The 18,803-nt window shown below is 62.4% G+C and carries 13 protein-coding genes; 2 read left to right on the top strand and 11 right to left on the bottom strand.

All coding sequences use genetic code 11. The features are described 5' to 3' along the window. Positions 1–118: 118 nt before the first annotated feature. The 6 genes from ACOYYX_RS32225 to ACOYYX_RS32200 all read right to left on the bottom strand — a co-directional run bounded on the left by ACOYYX_RS32225 (position 119) and on the right by ACOYYX_RS32200 (position 7,544). Positions 119–1,222, bottom strand: coding sequence for a hypothetical protein (locus ACOYYX_RS32225; RefSeq protein WP_422926765.1), 1,104 nt, complete (start codon positions 1,220–1,222; stop codon positions 119–121). Positions 1,223–1,585: 363 nt separating this feature from the next. Further along, positions 1,586–1,981 carry an FHA domain-containing protein gene (locus ACOYYX_RS32220; RefSeq protein WP_422926764.1) on the bottom strand — a complete coding sequence of 132 codons (396 nt, stop codon included), beginning with the start codon at positions 1,979–1,981 and terminating at the stop codon, positions 1,586–1,588. Beyond that, on the bottom strand, positions 1,957–2,514 hold the full coding sequence (locus ACOYYX_RS32215) for an FHA domain-containing protein (protein WP_422926763.1): 558 nt from the start codon (positions 2,512–2,514) through the stop codon (positions 1,957–1,959). The genes ACOYYX_RS32220 and ACOYYX_RS32215 overlap by 25 nt, the downstream gene beginning before the upstream one ends. 265 nt (positions 2,515–2,779) lie before the next feature. Next, on the bottom strand, positions 2,780–3,820 hold the full coding sequence (locus tag ACOYYX_RS32210; protein ID WP_422926762.1) for an NAD-dependent epimerase/dehydratase family protein: 1,041 nt from the start codon (positions 3,818–3,820) through the stop codon (positions 2,780–2,782). A 41-nt stretch (positions 3,821–3,861) separates the two neighbouring features. After that, the gene (locus tag ACOYYX_RS32205) at positions 3,862–5,997 is read right to left on the bottom strand and encodes an ArnT family glycosyltransferase (RefSeq protein WP_422926761.1); all 2,136 of its coding nucleotides are present in this window, start codon (positions 5,995–5,997) and stop codon (positions 3,862–3,864) included. Further along, complete coding sequence (locus tag ACOYYX_RS32200) at positions 5,973–7,544, bottom strand: UxaA family hydrolase (protein WP_422926760.1); 1,572 nt, start codon at positions 7,542–7,544, stop codon at positions 5,973–5,975. The genes ACOYYX_RS32205 and ACOYYX_RS32200 overlap by 25 nt, the downstream gene beginning before the upstream one ends. A 535-nt stretch (positions 7,545–8,079) precedes the next feature. Here ACOYYX_RS32200 and ACOYYX_RS32195 point away from each other — a divergent pair. Then, positions 8,080–10,488, top strand: a complete 2,409-nt coding sequence (locus ACOYYX_RS32195) for an FdhF/YdeP family oxidoreductase (RefSeq protein ID WP_422926759.1) — start codon at positions 8,080–8,082, stop codon at positions 10,486–10,488. A 51-nt stretch (positions 10,489–10,539) separates the two neighbouring features. On the opposite strand, the gene ACOYYX_RS32190 is transcribed toward ACOYYX_RS32195, so the two are convergent. The 5 genes from ACOYYX_RS32190 to ACOYYX_RS32170 all read right to left on the bottom strand — a co-directional run bounded on the left by ACOYYX_RS32190 (position 10,540) and on the right by ACOYYX_RS32170 (position 17,669). After that, positions 10,540–11,802, bottom strand: a complete 1,263-nt coding sequence (locus ACOYYX_RS32190; RefSeq protein WP_422926758.1) for a DUF1501 domain-containing protein — start codon at positions 11,800–11,802, stop codon at positions 10,540–10,542. A gap of 26 nt (positions 11,803–11,828) precedes the next feature. Beyond that, entirely contained in the window at positions 11,829–13,214 is a 1,386-nt protein-coding gene (locus ACOYYX_RS32185) for a DUF1800 domain-containing protein (RefSeq protein WP_422926757.1), read from the bottom strand. 78 nt (positions 13,215–13,292) lie between these two features. After that, the gene (locus ACOYYX_RS32180) at positions 13,293–16,379 is read right to left on the bottom strand and encodes a M56 family metallopeptidase (protein ID WP_422931694.1); all 3,087 of its coding nucleotides are present in this window, start codon (positions 16,377–16,379) and stop codon (positions 13,293–13,295) included. A 50-nt stretch (positions 16,380–16,429) separates the two neighbouring features. After that, positions 16,430–16,819, bottom strand: a complete 390-nt coding sequence (locus ACOYYX_RS32175; protein ID WP_422926756.1) for a BlaI/MecI/CopY family transcriptional regulator — start codon at positions 16,817–16,819, stop codon at positions 16,430–16,432. A 187-nt stretch (positions 16,820–17,006) separates the two neighbouring features. Beyond that, on the bottom strand, positions 17,007–17,669 hold the full coding sequence (locus tag ACOYYX_RS32170; RefSeq protein ID WP_422926755.1) for a TetR/AcrR family transcriptional regulator: 663 nt from the start codon (positions 17,667–17,669) through the stop codon (positions 17,007–17,009). Positions 17,670–17,880: 211 nt separating this feature from the next. Between ACOYYX_RS32170 and ACOYYX_RS32165 the strand changes: the two genes are divergently transcribed. Further along, positions 17,881–18,744 carry an oxidoreductase gene (locus ACOYYX_RS32165; protein ID WP_422931693.1) on the top strand — a complete coding sequence of 288 codons (864 nt, stop codon included), beginning with the start codon at positions 17,881–17,883 and terminating at the stop codon, positions 18,742–18,744. Positions 18,745–18,803 lie beyond the last annotated feature (59 nt).

The raw sequence follows: 18,803 nt of genomic DNA, 5'->3' as shown, positions 1-18,803 counted from the left end.
AGCATTGGGGAGACCCAAGCAAAAGGACCTCTCGCCTCCCGGCTTTTCGGCTCGGGGGCGAGAGGTCCTTGTCATTCATCCAGACCCCGGTCGACCTGCGACCGGAAATGTAAGAATCTCAGTTGTTCGCGGGGGTCTTGTCTTCCAGGTGCTCGGTCTTCATACCCTGGAAGAAGTCGGTCGGATGGCCGCTCGCCTTGACCGGGGCACCGGCGTCATCGATGCCGGTTTCCTTGAGGACGCGATCCCGCTGGGCAGTCAGCTTGCCGAAGAGGTCGTCGTAGATCCCGCGCTGTTCGGGGGTCTTGGCGGGTCCGAATCGGAGGTTATAGGTCTGCATGAAGCCGAGCAGGCCGCCGAGGGTCGTCTTGGGGTGATGCTCGAGGGCCGCGAGGGCCTTGTCGACGCGGGGATTGCCGAGCATCCGCGAGAGTCCGAGCATCGTCTTGACGTAGTTGCGGGCTTCGCCGCGATCGGTCGGATCCTCGGGGAGGTTCGACTCGAGCTTGTTCTTGATCCGGGTGGCGATGCCGCGGATCGTGCTGAGGGTCTTGCCCGAGATCCGCTCGTCGCGATCATTCTCGGCCAGGGCCTGCTCGAGCGCCTTCGCCCAGTCATCGCGGTCCTGGGCGTACTGATCGGTCTGGAGGGCGTTCGGCCAGGCGGTCTTGCCGGTCAGCTCGTTCAGGCTGAGGGCGACGGCCTCGCTACCGTTCTCGAACGGGATGTCGTCGATGATGTCGCTTGAGACAGCGTCGTTCGCGGTCCGAAGGGCGGAGGAGTGGATCCGGGGGTCGGTGAGCTGGTCGAGGACGACGTTGAGGGCGTCGCCGTTATGGACGTCGCTCGGGGTGGGATTGTCACGCAGGCGACGATAGATGCTATCGGTGGCCGCCTGGTTCATCTTCTGCCGCTGCGCCATGCGGAGGTATTCGCGGCGATTGGCCTCTTGCTGCGAGAGCCAGAGGTACTGGTTCCAGCGGGTGACTGTGTCGACGTTGATCGAATCCGCCTCGGCCGTCTTGAGGTTGTATTCGCCCGCGCCGATGTTGTAGAAACCAAGCCCGCGCGCGATATCCCCCTGCACCGTGGCACCGCCGCCACCTCCCCAACCACCCCAGCCATAGCCGCCATAGCCCGGGTAATACTGAGCCTGGACTTCCGACGCGGGGATCGCGAGTGCGAACGCGACCCCGAGAGCAAAGCGATAACCTCGTGGCATCGACGACCTCCTCTTATTGGGAGAATCCGAAACGGATTCTCCTCGTTGCAATCTCGTGAATTCGATCCGAGAGCCGCCCCGTACTCTTTTTGATTATAGAACGTTCGTATCTGGGTACCTACGGTGTTCCAGGGAAAATAGCACGTTTCCAAACTGACTATTCGCGAGGATACTCGCACACCGCCAGGTCTCGCTGACGCAACAAATTTCCCCTCGCGGCATTCTCGCTCTCATACGTAAGGAGTGATCTGAGTTAGGCTTGCTCTGAATTTGAAAAATAATGCAAAGCCGAGGCCGATCCTCGCGGAATCGACTCATGAGGAATCGGAAGGCGTGATGACCTGAGCCAAGACGTTTCGTCGCTCAGTCGAGCGGGATCAAGTCCTCGTCGCTCTCCGACGGACTGCCGTTGGCCGAGCTGGGGAGAGGCGGAAGCGGTGGGCGAGAGGGGCTCGGGGCGAGCGCGGCGACCGGGAGGTTTTCCAGGCGATAGATAAGTGGCCCGATGGCGACCTCGTCGCCGTGATTCAGGAGGGCCTCGTCCACGGGGCGGCCGTTGACGCGGACTCCGTTGCGGCTGCCCAGGTCTCGGATCAGGATCCGATCATACGCGAGCGCGATGCAGCAGTGGCGTCGGGAGATCTTCGAAAGGTCGAGCCGGACGTCGCACTCGGGATGCCGGCCGATGAGCAGCACGGGGCGTTGCAGCGAGATCGCCGGGAAAGGGCCCGCACTCAGGGGGATGAATTGGGGCGACATGCGTCGAGTTTCTCCGACTCATCTTCCTCTTCGGGCAGTTGAACGATCACCTTGATCCGGCACTTGCTGGCCACGCCTGCGGGTAACATCTCGCGGACGGCTGCCGCAAGGGGGTTCTCACCATCCGAGGAGGCCGATCCGGAGATCGAGAAGTCCCCGTTTATGAGATTCGCCCCGATGAGCTGACTTGACGACTTCGCGTCGGAACTCCGATCCTCGGTGTTGTCGTCGATCAGGGTCACTTCGTGGGATTGCCCGCTCTCGAAGCGATATCGGATGTGGGCAATGGCCAATTCGTCGCCGGGGCGAAGACGCCCCGACTCTACTCGCTGCCCGTTGATCCGGATCCCATTCGTGCTGCCCAGGTCGCGGACGACGACTTCGCCCTTGTCCTGGGTCATGCAGCAATGGTGACGCGAGACGCGGAGGGACTCGAGTCGAGCGTCGCATTGAGGATGACGACCCACCACGACCATGGTCTGGTTGAGTGGTATATCCGCCCCCTCTTCGAGTGCCACCAGGCGTGCGGGCATGGTCGAGTCCTGCACCGAAATCATTGACGACACAAGGATTATTGTCGCCCGGTAGCGAGCCTTCCGCGCCACTCATTATAAGGACAAAACCGCCAGGGAATCTAGAACGAAATGGCTGTGGAAAGCAAGATCGCCCTGAGCTGTGAATATAGGGTATCGACGCGACGATCCCGGCCTTCCCAGCATTTCACAACAAACTCTCGCTCGCGAGTTCGGGCTGTCTTGGTCATAGCGGGATGGCCAACCCCGGCCATTTCGAACCGGTTCAAGACGCCAAACGTTGCCTGGACCCTTCGAGCAACAATCGAGAGGCTGGCGGGATCTGCCCGGATTGACGCAGCCAGTCCACGGCGTCTTCGAGTGAGACGCGGACGGGGCGAGGCACCAGTCCGAGGGCCTCGAGGCTCCGAGATGCGTCGAAGTGCATGGTCCGTCGAGTGAGCCGGACCCCCGTCATTGTGGCCTTGGGGGGCGTGCCCGTGACATGATCGGATAGGAATTCGCTGATGTAAGCGACGAGGAGCCCGACAGGGTAGGGGACGCGCCACTTCGGGACGGGGACGCCCGTGGCTTGCGAGAGGCTCCCGAGCAGTTCGACCAGGGTCAGGTTCTCGCCTCCGAGCAAATAGCGTCGACCGGGGACGCCTCGCTCCATCGTCCGCAGGAGCCCTTCGGCGACGTCGCGCACGTCGATCAGGTTGAGCGTACAGTCCATCAGAGCGGGGAGTTTGCCGAGGCAGAAGTCGCGGATCAGGCGGGAAGGGGGCGAGAGCCCGCGGTCGCCGGGGCCGACAGGCATGGTCGGGTTGGCGATCACGATGGGTTTGCCAGCACGAGCCCGATCCATCGCCTCACGCTCGGCGAGCAGCTTGGAGCGGCAATAAGGACCGACGGCGTCGTCGAGCGTGACCTCGACATCCTCGGCGATCGGCCCCGACTTCCTCGCGCAGGTCAGGATGCTTTCCGTGCTCGTGTGGAGCACGCGTTCGGCCCCGGCCGCGAGAGCCTCGTCGAGTACGTTGATCGTGCCGACATGATTGACGGCGCCGAAGTCGGCCCGGTCGCGCACCCAGAGATTCGGGTTCGCCGCCAGGTGGAAGACCCACTGTCCTCCTTGCATTGCCGACTTGACCGCCGCGCGATCGCGGATGTCGGCCGAGAAGACCTCGACCGACGCGGGTAGGTGGGACGTGTCGGCCCCGGGACGCTCGACGACGCGGACCCGACGGCCGAGCGTGATCAGCTGTTCGACCAAATGGCTCCCGATGAAGCCCGCGCCACCCGTAACGATCGTCAGTGCGTCCATGCTTGAGATTCCTCCAGGTCCCGGGCGATTCCGCGTCTCGATCAGCGGACTTTGTAAAGGTCCTGCTTCGAGCCGAGCGGCTCGAGCGGTTCGAGGATCCCGTCCGCCACGAACTTCGCGAACAACTGCGGCGTGACATAGTCGGTGAAGCCGTAGTTCTCCGGGGAACGATACCGGTTGACCTCGAACCAGTCGATGTAAACGTGCGTGATGCCCCGCTCAGTCAGCGCTTTCCGGACCTCGCCCGGGGACTTGTCGCGGGTCAGGGTCTCGATCGTCTCCTCATTGAACACCGTGTTGAACACGATGGGACGATCGAGGTGGAACACCGCCGCCTGGCCGACGAGCAGGACCTTGGAATTCGGCGGGAGGCTCTCTCCCAGGCGGGCGAGTGGTGGGTTGAGTCGACGTGGGATGTCGGTTCTGAGATGGACGAGATCCCCCGTCCACTCGTTGAGTCCTACGAGGGCCGTCGAGGAGTAGGCGAGGTTCGAGATGATCGCCAGCCCCATGATGAACCCGAGGCAAGTCGTCCAGACCCGGCTCCTTACCCAATCCGCCCCGAAGCCGGCCAGCATCGCGAGTGGCGGGAGCAACGGAAGCCAGAACCGGTCGAGGCGATGGGTCAGCAACCACCACGTCGCGAATAAATACAGGACGAATCCCCAGAGCAGCAACGATTCGCGTCGCGTCCCTGTCCTCAGGAACGCCAGCGGGGCCAGCGCAAGATAAAGGGGCGACTGCCAGTCGGATCGTCCGGCGACGTCGACGAGCGAAGAACCGAGGGCCGTCAGCAAAATCGCCCTTGGGCCGTGGGCCTTGGACCACTTGGCGTCGAGTTCCGGGCTCCAGTGCGAACCGCCGAAGACCCTGTAACCCAGCGGATAGACGGGATTCCCCGTGTCGATCACGTTCTTGACGAGCCAGGGAGCCATGACGACTCCCCAGCCGAGGATGAACGCGAGGACGACCCTCGGCGATCGAACCTTGATCGAAGCCGCCAGGGCGACGAGCCAGAACGGGACGACCGCCGAGACCAGTGCAGGATACTTGCACGCCATGGCCCCTCCCGCGAAGAGGCCTACGACGACCCAGGCACGATCCCTCAACCTAGGCTCGGCAAATCCCCAGGCTCGCGACGCCGCCCAGATCAGGGCCGCGTGGTAATAACAAAGAGGCCCTTCGACGTAAGGCAAGACGCCAAGCCGATAAATCCAGGGAGTGCTCAGGTACACAATGGCCGCGATCCAGGCTGCTCGCGGCGAGCCCCACCGCGCAGCGACGATGGCGACCATCGCGGCAGCCGCGGGCGCATAAAGCGCGATCATGACCTGGCCGACGAGCGCCCCCCACCACCAGTCGTTGAGCACCTCCATGCCGAGTAGGTGGAGCATCTCCACGCTGAAAGGCATGCTCGTGTAAACATTATGTGGCAAGAAAGAGATGCGCCCGGCCTGGAAATATTCCTTCGGCCCCTGCACGTGATACTCGATCGCGTCGAAGTCGATCGTCGGCAGCATCGCGCCGAGCAGCATCAGGATCACGAAGGGACCGGCCACCACGGCAAAGCTCACGACACGGCTGATGACGAGGCTCAGGGGCGTGGCATTCGGTTTCGGATCATGTGGGTTGGCGACTCCCTTTGAACTCCGCCAATCTCGAGCCTTCAAACCCAACTCGATGAGCATCAACGCCCCGAGGCCCGAACGCATGAGCCAGGGGGAAAGGAGTCCGAGCCTGCCTACGAACAGCATGAGGATTCCGAGGCCCGTGCAGCCGAGGCCATACGAGACGGCCAGTCGTTCGGCCCTGGTCAGGACCGAACGTAGTCGCAGCAATCTCAGCAAAGACTGGCCCAGCGATATCGCCGCGCCCGCGATTAGCGTCGCGGCGAGGAGGATCGGGACGCGCTGTGGCAAATACTCGACGTGTCGGAGCTCATCGAGCGCCATGCCGAGGTACGACTGCGAGAACCGCACGTCCGGGATGATTTCGGGCAAGGCCCTGGCCAGGAACATCCAGCGCTGAACCTTGCCGCCCCCCATGCTCGCGGGGACGCTCGGGAGGGGCTCGGCCAGGAACCAGACCAACCACACACTCTGCAGGATCACCAGGGCGATAATCGCGAGGTAGACCCGCGGGTCTCTCTTTCTCAGAGAATCGGCCCGATTTGCCAAGGGGCGAACTCCTCTTCACCGACGCCCTGTTGTTCACTCTTGGTCTGCTGACCGCTCGCGACGTCGAGGATCAGGTCGAACATCCGCTGCCCGGCGCTCTCGACCGACTCGCCCTCGAGCACGGTCCCGGCGTTCATGTCCATGTCGTCGATCATGCGATCGTACATTGGCGTGTTGGTCGAGACCTTGATGCAAGGCGTCGGCTTCAGGCCTAGCACGCTGCCCCTCCCGGTGGTGAAGACCAGGACGTTGCTCCCGCCCGCGATCAGGCCGGTGGTGCAGGGCGGGTCGTAGCCGGGAGTGTCCATGAAGACGAGCCCGGGGGTGTCGACGCGCTCGGCGTAGCCGACGACATCCACGAGCGGGCTAGTCCCCGCCTTGGCCAGGGCACCGAGCGACTTCTCATAGATGGTCGTCAGGCCGCCCTTCTTGTTCCCCGGCGATGGGTTATTGTTGATCTCGGCGCCGAAGAACTTGGCGTAATTCTCCCACCACTTGATGCGGTCGACGAGTTTCTCGCCGACGGCCTGGCTCACGGCCCGGCGGGTGAGGAGGTGTTCCGCGCCGTAGATCTCGGTCGTCTCGCCTAGCACGGCCGTCCCCCCCTGAGCGACGAGCAGGTCGGCCGCCACGCCGAGGGCGGGGTTCGCGGTGATCCCCGAGTTCCCGTCGGAACCGCCGCACTCCATCGAGAGGTGGATCTTGGAGGCCGGCTGCTCGGACCTGGTCCAGCTATTGGCCTCGGGCAAGAGTTGGTGGACCGCTGCCACCGCCGCCTCGACTGTCTTGGCGATCCCGCCTTGCTCCTGGATGTTCAGGACGCGAGGGCGGATCTGATCCGCCTTCTTGCCGTTGGTCTTGGCCCCTCCGAGCAGGACGAGGTCCTGGCTCTCGACGAGGTGCTGGGCGAAGCTGACCTCGCAACCGAGGCCGACGATCACGTACGCCGCCACATTCGGATGATTCGCGAAGCCTGCGAGGACCCGTTCGAGGGTCGTATGATCGACGCCGTTGAACGGCATCGCGCATCCGCCTTTGTGCGTGATCGCGAAGACGCCATCGACGTTGGGGTAATCCTTGCGCCACGCGTTATCGCGGAAGCGGTCGGAGATATATTTCGACGTGCTCGCGGAGCAGTTCACTGTGCTGATCACGGCGACGTAGTTGCGGGTCCCCACGCGACCATCCGGGCGGAGGTAGCCCTGGAAAGTTCTGGGGACGATCGCCGGAGGATTCTTCCAGGTCTCCGTCGCGTAGGCGTAGTCGCGGTCGAAGAGGTCCGCCTTGACGTTGTGCTCGTGGACCCAGGTGCCAGGCGGGATCTCTCGCGAGGCGAAGCCGATGATCTGGCCGTATTTGCGCACCGGAGCGCCGGGCTCGATCGCCGCGAGAGAGACCTTGTGCCCGAGTGCGATCGGCTCCCGGACTTCGACGGCCTGTCCGCCGCCGAATGTCAGGAGAAACCCTTTGGGGATGGGGCGGGCGGCCACCGCCACATTATCGTCCCCTCGAAGAACGACCGCCCGCTGTTCCTCTGCCGTCGCCATGGTCGACCCTGCGAAGTCTCGTGATCCCCGGCGCATCATCGCCGCAACACGCCGCTTTTGCGCCAGTGTAGTTGTTGAGCCTTGCTTTGGGAAGCAGGCCCGCCTCGACGTCTCATTTGGGAGGAAGTCTCAACTCAGGGCAGAAATTCAGTCTGAATTGATTAGTCGATCTTGCATCCGTCATGGCCCGGCCCAACAATAAATTGGTTTGTTTCCGTTCACGTTTTGCCGGGTCTGGTCACGAGCGAGGTCTTACTCTGCGGCGAGACAGGGGGCCGCAGGGGCACTCGTCGAACCGGAAGTGATCGAGGTGTGGCGAAGCGTTTGCGGCCGTTCATGACTGACGGCTGTCGGATGGACTGACAATGCCACCTCACCCATGGCCTTGCGGGCGTTAAGGTGAGCTCAGGTGGTTGTCCGATGGATTCCTCGTGCGAGTCGAATTCCCTCCGAGTTCGTGAAGGCCTGAAACTGAATTCGAGCGAGTCCGAGTCTTTGGACGCGGGCCGTCGTGGATTGCGAGGAGAGCGAACCGATGGCGGATCAGAGCTTGGAAACCTCGGTTCCAACGGCGACCAGCGAGAACCAGCCGACCAGAGGCGTGGCACACGAGTCAACGGTTGAGAAGGCCGTCGTGGACGTCCGCCCGTACCACCATCCCGCGGCCGGATTCGGCGCCATCATCAGCACGCTCAAGCATGTCTATCACGAGACGGGCATCCTGCGAGGGGCCTCAACACTCCTCAAGATCAACCAGGCCAAGGGATTCGACTGCCCTGGCTGTGCCTGGCCAGAGCCCGACGTCTCTCATCGCTCTCCGGGCGAGTTCTGTGAGAACGGGGCAAAAGCGATCGCGGCCGAGGCGACGACCCGGCGCGTCACGCCCGAGTTCTTCCGCAAGTGGTCGGTCGCCCAACTCTATGAGCAGTCGGACTACTGGCTCGAATCTCAAGGGCGACTCACCAACCCGATGTGGCTGCGCGAGGGGGCCTCGCATTACGAGCCGATCAGCTGGGACGCGGCGTTTGCGATCATCGCGCAGGAGCTTCGCGGGCTCTCGTCTCCCGACGAGGCGATCTTTTACACCTCGGGGCGGACGAGTAATGAGGCGGCCTTCCTCTACCAACTGTTCGTCCGCAAGTTTGGTACGAACAACCTGCCCGACTGCTCGAATATGTGCCACGAGTCGAGTGGCGTCGGCCTCGGGCAATCCCTCGGTGTCGGCAAGGGGACCGTCTCGCTGCACGACTTCGACCTCGCCGACGCCATATTCGTGATCGGCCAGAACCCCGGCACGAACCACCCGCGGATGCTCTCGGCCCTCGAGGCCGCCTCCAGGCGCGGCTGCCACATCATCAGCATCAACCCGCTGCATGAGAAAGCCCTGGAGCGATTCTCCCATCCGCAGGACGTCCGCGACCTCCTCACCGGCGGCACGCCCATCGCCGAGCAGTTCTTGCAGGTCCGGATCAACGGCGACGTCGCGCTCCTCAAGGGGATCATGAAGGAGGTCCTCGAGGAAGAGCGGAGGCGCCCCGGCCAGGTCCTCGACCATGACTTCATCGCCCGGCATACCTCGGGATTCGACGAGTTCATTGCGGCGATCGATCTGGTTTCCTGGGACGAAATCCTCGAGCAAAGCGGCATCGACCGGGAACAGATCCATCGAGCCGCCCAGGTCTACATCAAGGCCGAGCGGGTCATCGTCTGCTGGGCGATGGGGCTAACACAGCACAAGAACGCGGTCGGCAACATCCAGGAAGTGGTCAACCTGCTGCTGCTCCGAGGCAACCTCGGCAAGCCAGGCGCAGGGGCTTGCCCTGTGCGCGGGCATAGTAATGTCCAGGGCGACCGGACAATGGGGATCTACGAGAAGCCCTCCGACGCCTTCCTCGACAGTCTCGGCGCCGAGTTCGGGTTCGAGCCTCCTCGCGAGCATGGGCATGACGTGGTCGCCGCGATCAAGGCGATGCACAATGGCGAAGCCCACGTCTTTCTCGCCATGGGGGGCAACTTCCACTCGGCGACCCCCGACACCGCGTACACCGCCGAGGCTCTCCGCCGCTGCCGCCTGACCGCCCACGTCTCGACGAAGTTGAACCGGGCCCATCTTGTCACGGGCAAGCAGGCCCTGATCTTGCCTTGCCTCGGTCGGACCGAACTCGACACCCAGGACGCCGGCGAGCAGTTCGTCACCGTCGAGGACTCGATGAGCGTCGTCCATGCCTCGCGAGGGGCACTCAGCCCGGCCTCGAAGTCGCTTCTGAGCGAGCCGGCCATCATCGGCCGCCTGGCCAAGGCCACACTGGGACCGGATCCCGCGGTCGATTGGGACGCAATGATCTCCGACTACGATCGCATCCGCGACCGGATCGCCAGGGTGATCCCGGGCTTCGAGGACTTCAACACTCGAGTCCGGCAACCCGGAGGCTTCATCCTGCCGAACAACGCGGCGAATCTGAAGTTCGTCACCGCGACCGGCAAGGCTCGGTTCAATCCGGTCCCGATGCCGAAGATCGAGATGAAGCCTGGTCAGATCATGATGATGACCATCCGCAGTCATGATCAGTACAACACGACAATTTACGGGCTCGACGACCGCTATCGAGGCGTCTATCAGGAGCGCCGGATCGTCTTCATGAACCCGAATGACGTGGCTGAACTCGGCCTGGTGGATCGGCAGGTCGTCGACCTCATCGGCGAATTCCGCGGCGAGCGTCGGGTCGCCACGCGATTCATCGTCATCTCGTACCAGATCCCTCGCCGATGCGCCGCGACCTATTTCCCCGAGGCGAACGTCCTCGTCCCGATCGATGACTTCGCCGACGGCAGCCGCACGCCCGCGTCCAAGTCGGTGGTCATCCGTGTCGTCCCGACGAGTACCAGCACGCACGAGGAATCGGCGTCTTTTGCAGGAGCCATCAGTACGACGCACGCTCGATGACATTAACGCCATCCGGTTTGCCGAATCAAAGCGCGTTCGCTTGCGACGAGCCTAAGACTTGAAGAGTGGCAGAGTCTCGAATGAACCGCCCAGGATCGGATTCGCCGATATCTTGAGCCAATGTTCCAGGACTGACGCATAGACGCGGCGGAAGTCGATCGCGTGTTTGGGATCGCCGTCTTCGAGGTGATCCAGGTCCGGATAGGGACCATGTAAGCCCCCACTGACCGGATGACCCAGGAGGAAGACCGGGGCGGCCGTGCCGTGGTCGGTCCCCTCGCTCGCGTTCTCATGCAGTCGTCGGCCGAATTCGGAGAAGACCAGCACGGCCACGCGATCGGCCAGACCGTTGCGTTCGAGGTCGGCCAGGAAGGCTCCGAGCGATCGTCCGAGTTGCCTGAGTAAAGCAGCGTGAGTGTCCAACTGGTTGGCGTGGGTATCGAAACTCCCCGTCTGGACGTAGTAGATGGGCGTTGACACCTCGGCCCGAATGAGCTGGGCGATCAGCTTCAGCCTGCGAGCCAGTTCATAATTGGATGGATACCCCGTTGCCCCTGATTCGTTGTGGAGAACCTCTTCCAACCGGGCGCTGCTCACATAGCTAAGGATCGTGCTGCGGGCTACGAACTGGAGCAGAGGGTTATCGCTCATCTCTGAGCCCTGGACAACGTGATCCAGGGCATCGCGTTGCTGTCGCCCTGTCGAATGATCGAGCGGACCAAGACGCCTTTGGAATTGCTCGGGCCGTGCTAGGCAGGGGATGGGCTGGCTTGAACCACGCAATGCTTGCGAAAGGGCTTCGTCACCGACCTGCAGAGCGGGAGCGTCGCTCCTGGCCTGGATTGGCTTGCTCGACTCGACGGCCCTGGAGAGCCATCCGGGCGTCTGGAGCCCCGGGTCAAGCTGCGCCGTGTTCCAGATGGCCATCGACTCGGAATGCGATCGGTTGGGGTTCGGATAGCCCACCGACTGGACGATGGCCAGCCGACCCTTCTCCGACAGCCTTGCGAAGTCGTCGAGGGCTGGATGCAATCCCACTCGGTCGTCGATGCGCTTGAGCTGAGTTCCATTGAGTTTCAGCGTGGGACGGTTTCGATTGTAGGCATCGTCCAGATGCGGGACGACGGTATTGAGGCCGTCATTCCCGCCGTCGAGTTGGACGACGACGAGGATGCGGCCATCGACTTTACGATCGGGCAGGGCGGAAAGGGCATTGGCCGACTGAGCGAGGAAGGTCGGGACGGTCGTCCCGCAGGCCAGGAGGGTCGAGCCGCCCAGGCCGAGTCGAAGCAGTTCGCGACGGGTCGTCGACATGGTCGATTTCCTCTGATGTGGGATTATCAGGCCAACTGGAATTCCGGGCAGTGGAGCAGGCGCTGGAGGGCTTTACGCAGGTCGTCCACTCGCCCCTCACGGGCGGCGTCGAGGACAATGGCTTTCGCCTCGGGGCGAAGCCCGTCGTCCAGCAGGACGTCGATCAACGACTCGGCGATCTTCTCGGGTGCGATCCCGTGGCCTTGCGACCATGCGATCGGGTCGTACGCCGCGATGTTGGAGTCGGGATGGCCCCAGATCAGGTCGTTGGACCAGTTGAGTCGTTCCAGCAGCAGGGCACTGTTGATCCAGGAGGTCCCGCCTTCCCAGCCGCCGACGCTCGGCGGTCCGTAGAGGCTCTGACCCTGCCGATCGCAGGCATTGGCGAGCGTAAGGAGGCTCAACGCATGGCGAGGGACTTCCAGCATCCGAGTCAGTCCGACGATCAACTCGACGGGAGACTTCACCCGGCGTCGATAGACCTCCTGCGAATAGAAATGACGCGAGCGGAGGATGATTCCGACGACCTGGCGAATCGAATAATCGTGGTTCCGCAACTCCAGGGCGAGTGGTTCGATCAGCTCCCGACTCGGAACTTTGGACTCATCGACGAAGAATCGATAGAGCTTCCGCGCAAGGAAGTCGGCCGCTTCGGGACTCTCCAGAGTCAAACGTATAATGTCGTCGGCATTCCATTGGCCAGAGTGCGACAAGAACGTCTTCTGGCCGTCGTCGTGGTGGGCGGGATCGAAGAGGAATTCGGGATTCGCGTCGTTAGGTGTCCGCCGACTGGGGCCGCTGACCCATCCGGTGAAGGCTCGGGCCGATTCTCGAACATCCGACTCCGAGTAATGGCCGGTCCCGAGCGTGAAGAGCTCCAGGAACTCCCGGGCGAAGTTCTCGTTGGGTCGTTCCTTGCTGCTGGTCCCGCCATCGAGCCACGAGAGCATTGCCGTATCGGAGGTGATCGCCGCGAGCACTTTCGAATAATCGCCCAATGCGTGCTCTCGAAGCGTCTCGATCTGGCGAGACATCGCCGTGACGCTCGCGACTTTGGTGATGCTCGTCGCGAAGTGGCCATGCCAGAAGAGCGTGAGCTTCTCTCGCAGCGGGTCGCCTCCGAACCGCATGCGATACAGCCAGTGGGCCTTGAGCCGTCGCAGGTTCGACGACTCCACGGCCCCTTGTCTGAGGCTCTCAACGACCTGCTCTTCGTCGGCCGACGCGGCGGGCGGAGATAGGAGCCGGTCGACACTCGCGGCCGGTCCTGCCTTCAGGTCCCGCTGGATCTCACCCCAGGTCGCGCCGAAGCCGGCGCGACGATGGAGGTGGGCCACCTTGCGGAGATCCCAGGGGTCGGACCCCTTTGGCTCGAAAGGCTCCCAGGGACGATTAATATATTGAAAGTTCATGAATTCATCTCAGCTTGTGACGATGTGAATTCGCCAGGATCCCAGTTTCTTGATGACATGATTGCGAAGTGATGCAGATCAGCCGCCCGAACCCTTGACCTTGACGTCGCCCAGGTCGATGGTCTGACCTGCCTTGAGCGAGAAATCCCTCCAGCGGTACATGTCCTCGCCGCGAACCTTCTCATATTCGTAGATCCGATACGTGGCCCCGGGGATCAGGAACGGCATGGTCACGCGCCCTTCGGCATTGCTGAGGTCGGGCTGCCAGTAGTGCAGGCGGTCGACGTTGGCGTAGATCTCCTCGTCGGCCGAGAGCTGGCCCTTCTCGGCTTCGGATAGCTTTGTATCCCCGATTTCTTCCCCTGGCCCCGGCGTAGCCACGATGGTCAGCGTGACCGCACTACGTTCCACGGGTTTTCCTTCGGGATTCACCACGCGAACTGTCGCCGTGCCGCAGGGCTCGAGCCTCACGTTGAGCGGCCCCTTCGCGGCCATCGCCCCTGTGACCTCGATCGTGGTCCCCCATCCATTCTTCGCATCCAGGAACGAGCATTTCACGGCCCTGTCCGGCGGCACGCCATGCAACTCGAACCGGCCCTCGCGAACGGGGAGAGTGAAGTCGCCACGCCAGTTCGTGTGAAACGGAGAGATGGAGAGTGTCGTGATGATCTCCGCCGACTCGACGGTCTCGCCATTGGGGCCTACTACGGTGCCGGTCACGGTGACTCCCGGCTTGTAGGCGATGTCCATCTGGAGAGGATGTTGGCCCGCTTTCACGTCATAGTGTTTGAAGGCGTGTGCATAATTTCTTTGGCCGCCCGGCTTTCCGTAGTCGAGATCCCGGTCGCCCCGGATCTCATGGACGAAGTCGGCTGTCGGCCCGTAGCAGACGAGGTACCCCTTACCCGGCTTGACCGCGATCGCGTAGCGGCCCTCGGAGTCGCTCAGGACTGCAGAGGAATAGTTTGGGATCGTGCCCTCGCCATAGATGACGTTGCCCTCGCCATTCATGTAGTAAAGGCTCGACCCGGATAGGGAGCGATTGTTGCCACTCGACGTGATCCGACCGGTGATGAGTACGCCCCGAGGCACCTTCATGTCGACGATCCGCTTCATCGCGTCGCCGTCGTCTTCGAAGTTGCGTTCGAAGATGAGATAAGGGGTGCCGATGGGCGGATAGACCGTGACGCTGGAAAACTTGCCTGGTGCAGAGTTCGCGGTATAGCGACCTTCTGCATCGGTGCGGACCAGGATCCTGCCGGAACTGAAGCGATCATTCCCGGCTTCGACTTCCACGATCGCGTTTTCCATGGGCGTCCCGGTATCGGTGTGGGTCACCCTCCCCGAGACCGTCATCGCCGGTTGCAAAGACAACGTGATGGGCTTCGACCCGGTTGTCGGACTCATCTGAAAATTGGGGTACTGGCGGGCGTATCTTGGGCTGTCTACCTCGAGCGAGACATGGGCACGTCGAGCTATGCCATGGATCCGGAAGCGACCATCGCCGTTGGTTCTGAGCGGCTCCGGCCAGATGCCATTGACGTCTTTCGGTACATTTCTCCAGAAGTTGATCCCTATAATTTGCTCCGTCTGCTTATTTTCAAGGCCGATGGCGGAGACGCGAATGGCCGTGTCCGATGCAGGAGCACCTTCGAGATCGACGAGTCGCCCTTCGACGACTTGTTCGGGCTTGAGCTTGACATTGGCCGAGGGTGTTGGGGCGTCGCGGTTCAATTCGATGAAACCCAATCCATGCCCAGGAGCCGAGGCCAGCGCCATGATTTCGTAGTGCGTGACTGAGGAGGATCGGCGGACCTCGACGCGGTAATTGCCGTTGGCATCAGTCTCGGTACGACCCATGACTTCGTACTGATTTTCGGACCTTGCGTTGAGCGCCGCGAGTTTGCGGCGGCCGAGGATGAGCACCTTTGTCCCAGCCACGGGCTTATCCGACTCATCCACCACGCGCCCCGAGACCGTCATCCTGGTTGATTTGGCCTCGGACGAGGCCTGCGTCGCCTCGCGCTTCGCGTCGTCCCCGGCCTCGTTGACGATCCGAGCCGCAAGCCTCGTCGTCGAGATCGAGAGCAGGAGGAGCCCGACTGTCGCCAGCAACCCGAACGCACCGAGTCGCCCGAGGCCGTGCCTTCGTCGCCTGCGGTCGAGGATCGCGAGGAGTCGCCCTTCGATTTGCGAGGCTCTGGCCATTGGAACGGCAACAGCGGCGAGCCTCGGTGCCGACCTCAAGCTCCTCGCCACTTCAAGCAAATGCTCGGCGTAATCGGCCGCACTCGAGCCCGAGAGCAAGACGAGGTCGTCGCAGGCCTTCTCGCGTTCGACCCTGAGCCGGTTCGAGGCGACCCACACCAGTGGATGGAACCAGTACACGGCACAAACGACCCGAGCGAACATCTGAGCGAGGCAGTCCCAGCGCTTGACGTGGGCCAGCTCATGCAGGAGTACGACCTTAAGCCGCTCCTGGGACCACTCCTCGGCGGCCGATGGGATGAGCACCTTGGGACGCAAGACGCCCCAGGTCATCGGCGAGGTCGTGGGGCCTCCGCAGAGCAGTGAGACGCGTCGCGAGAGTCTCAGCCATGAGCCAAGCTGCTCGATGAGCCCCGTCCATTTCGCGTCATTGAGAGGCTGCGAACGAATCAGAACGCGTCGTAGTCTCACCTGCGCGGTCAGCATGGGCATCAGGACGATAAGAGCTCCTCCGGCCCACCCAATTTGTAATAAAAATATGCATTTAGTTATAAAATAAGTCTTTATCTCAACAGCATTTGCGGCGGGTACGGGGGAAAGTATCGGACTTGATGTCAGTCCGTTTGTTTCAGCTCGAACCAATTCATGAGCGACCGGAGTCGCGAAGGCAGGCGAAACGTGAGGTGGCTCAACCGGGGACGGTTTCGGCTCGGGGATCTCGGTGCGATCGAGCGAAACGGGTGCAGCCTGGCTCGCGTAGCGACTCGGCAGGATGGGAAGCCGCAAGGTCGGAAGCAAGCCCATGAGGACGGGGAGGATCAAAACGGCGGTGAGCGACGAGAGCCAGATGAGGTGCCGCAGCGATGCCGATTGGCGTCGCAGGATGGAGCAGACAGCCCACGCGAGGCCGAGGAGGATCGTCGCCCGAAGGAGCACTGTGAAAACAAAGTATGTCATCGAATCAGGAGCGGCATCGAGCGAGATGGAAGGCATGAAAGATGTCATGTTCAGGGTTCCTCCTTACGCGCTTGTGCGATCAGGCGAGAGAGTCGATCCAGGTCTTCATCGGAGAGCTTCGCATCCGGGGCGTCCAGCAGGGCGGCGACAGCCTGGGCAGTCGAGCCTTCGAAGAACGTCTGGACGAGTTGTCTGAGTGCCGATTTTCGAGCCTTGTCGCGAGGCACGGTCGGCAAAAAGACATAGCGTGGGCCGTCCTGCTCATGCTTCAAATGCCCCTTCACCTCGAGAACGCGGAGCAGGGCACGTATCGCTGAATAACTCGGCGGGTCGGCCAGCGATTCCAGGACCTCCGCCGCCGTGGCACGGCCGCGCTGATAGACGACGTCCATGATCTGCCGCTCGCGACGACTGAGCGGGTCGTGTGCAGGCTTGGCCATCGGTTTCGGTTCTCCTTGATTTCGCCCGGGCTGAAGATTCGGCCCATCATCTCGCCCGGTCTCGCGATGCTGGATTTCTAGCACTATGCTAAAATGTTAGCAGGTTGGGCCAGGGCGTCAATGGCCGGGTGCTAGATTTTTAGCGGCGCTTCGCATGGCGTGGCCTCGGGCGATGACATCCTCGTCACTACGCTTGCTCGGGCGTTTCCTTGATAGGTCGAGTGCGACGAGTTCGGGGCGTTTTGCCGTCGTTGGGAGCGAGGGCCTGTTCGGCGAAGGCAATGGCCTGGCGGACGTAAGCGTTGTCGTCGAGGGGATGGGCGAAGCGTTTCGACAGGGTCGATCGATTCTCGACCCAGAAGTAAATGAGGCCGAAGACCATCACGCTGAGCGCCCCGGCATCCAGGTCGGTGCGGATCCGGCCGAGACGTTGCGAGGCCGCGATCCGGCCTTCGAGGCCTTCGAGGATATTGGGTTGACCGGGTGTTCGGTAGGAATCGCCTTCGAGCCGCATCCAGGCGGAGAGGCGAAAGAGGAGGTCGTTCTCGAGCAAATAGGTCATCAGCCGCTTCATCTCGGCTTTGACGCTGAGCGGACGATTGGCGGAGCCGGAAGCGATCGGAGCCCGTCGCGAATAGTCTTCGAAGAGTCGCCGCTTCACTTCGGCATAAAGATTCTCTTTGGTGCCGAAGTGATGGTGGATGAGCGCGTGCGAGACGCCCGAGCCGGATGAGATCTCGCGGGTCGAGGTCGCGGCAAAACCCTTCTCGGCGAACAGACGCTCGGCCGCGTCGATGATCGCGGCTCGGGTCGATTCTGGGTCGCGGACGCGAGGAGCCTCGTCGGGCATGGATGGTTCCATTGGCGAATCTAGGATTTATCGCCATTAACGTAATGGCCACTCGGGCAGGGCGTCAACCGGCTGAATGCCGTGCGACCTATCGTCATTCTCCTCCGGATCCGCGCCTATTTGGCAGCTTGACCAAGGGCCGGTCGGCGCTAAACTACTAACCAAGTGGCCAATTCGATTGACCAATTGGTTAGTAGCTGAGGAGGGATCGATGTCGAAGGTCTGGTTGGTGACGGGCTGTTCACGAGGTCTGGGGCGCTCGCTTGCCGAGGCCATCCTCGCCCAGGGGCATCGTCTCGTCGCGACAGCTCGCACGCCGTCGCAGCTTGAAGACCTCGCTGAAAGATACGGCGATCAGGTCCGTCTCGTCGCTCTCGACGTGACGGATTTCGAGGCCGCGACTAGGTCCATCGAGATCGCCCGCGAGAGCTTTGGGCGGCTCGATGTCCTGGTGAACAACGCGGGATTTGGGGATATCAGTTCGATCGAGGACACGGGCCTGGAGGAATTCCGGGCTCAGATTGATACGAACCTGTTCGGCGTGATCCACCTCACCAAGGCCGCGGTCCCGCTGATGCGAGAGCAGGGGAGCGGACATATCATCCAGCTCTCGTCCATCGGCGGGCGCATCGGCCCTCCCGGGCGAGGGGCTTACGCCGCCGCCAAGTGGGGTGTCGAAGGCTTTTCGGAAGTGCTCGCGAAAGAGGTGGGGCCGCTGGGGATCAAGGTGACGATCGTCGAACCGGGTGCTTTCCGGACCGACTTCGTGGCCTCGTCGACGATCCGGCCGAGCCGGCCCGAGTATGCGTCAACCGTCGGGGTGCTGGCCGATCACGTTCGGTCGCTCCACGGCACCCAGGCGGGCAATCCAGCCAGGGCCGCTTCCGTGATCTTACAGATCGCTGATCTCGCCGAACCGCCGCTCAGGCTCCTGCTCGGAAGCGATGCAGTCCAGGCGGCGGAAAAGAGCGATCAAGCGCGAATTGGGTCGGACCGAAAGTGGCGCGAGCTGAGTCTTTCCACCGATTTCCAGGCTCCAAGCACACCCTATACGGTTCCATGGGAGCGTCCTTGAGTGAGGCTCAAGGACGCCTTCGCCGAAATCGAATTTCCGGGACGTAAACATAATCGTTT

It is taken from the genome of Singulisphaera chitinilytica (assembly GCF_049331405.1).
In the GTDB taxonomy this organism is placed as follows: domain Bacteria; phylum Planctomycetota; class Planctomycetia; order Isosphaerales; family Isosphaeraceae; genus PoT.
Note: the sequence above shows the minus strand (reverse complement) of the source record. Positions and strands in the feature narration are given on the sequence as shown.

Excerpts from the sequence above, each read along its gene's own strand:
- ACOYYX_RS32225 (WP_422926765.1), bottom strand. The coding sequence starts at position 1,222 with ATGCCACGAGGTTATCGCTTTGCTCTCGGGGTCGCGTTCGCACTCGCG.
- ACOYYX_RS32220 (WP_422926764.1), bottom strand. The coding sequence starts at position 1,981 with ATGTCGCCCCAATTCATCCCCCTGAGTGCGGGCCCTTTCCCGGCGATC.
- ACOYYX_RS32215 (WP_422926763.1), bottom strand. The coding sequence starts at position 2,514 with ATGCCCGCACGCCTGGTGGCACTCGAAGAGGGGGCGGATATACCACTC.
- ACOYYX_RS32210 (WP_422926762.1), bottom strand. The coding sequence starts at position 3,820 with ATGGACGCACTGACGATCGTTACGGGTGGCGCGGGCTTCATCGGGAGC.
- ACOYYX_RS32200 (WP_422926760.1), bottom strand. The coding sequence starts at position 7,544 with ATGGCGACGGCAGAGGAACAGCGGGCGGTCGTTCTTCGAGGGGACGAT.
- ACOYYX_RS32195 (WP_422926759.1), top strand. The coding sequence starts at position 8,080 with ATGGCGGATCAGAGCTTGGAAACCTCGGTTCCAACGGCGACCAGCGAG.
- ACOYYX_RS32190 (WP_422926758.1), bottom strand. The coding sequence starts at position 11,802 with ATGTCGACGACCCGTCGCGAACTGCTTCGACTCGGCCTGGGCGGCTCG.
- ACOYYX_RS32185 (WP_422926757.1), bottom strand. The coding sequence starts at position 13,214 with ATGAACTTTCAATATATTAATCGTCCCTGGGAGCCTTTCGAGCCAAAG.
- ACOYYX_RS32180 (WP_422931694.1), bottom strand. The coding sequence starts at position 16,379 with ATGACATACTTTGTTTTCACAGTGCTCCTTCGGGCGACGATCCTCCTC.
- ACOYYX_RS32175 (WP_422926756.1), bottom strand. The coding sequence starts at position 16,819 with ATGGCCAAGCCTGCACACGACCCGCTCAGTCGTCGCGAGCGGCAGATC.
- ACOYYX_RS32170 (WP_422926755.1), bottom strand. The coding sequence starts at position 17,669 with ATGCCCGACGAGGCTCCTCGCGTCCGCGACCCAGAATCGACCCGAGCC.
- ACOYYX_RS32165 (WP_422931693.1), top strand. The coding sequence starts at position 17,881 with ATGTCGAAGGTCTGGTTGGTGACGGGCTGTTCACGAGGTCTGGGGCGC.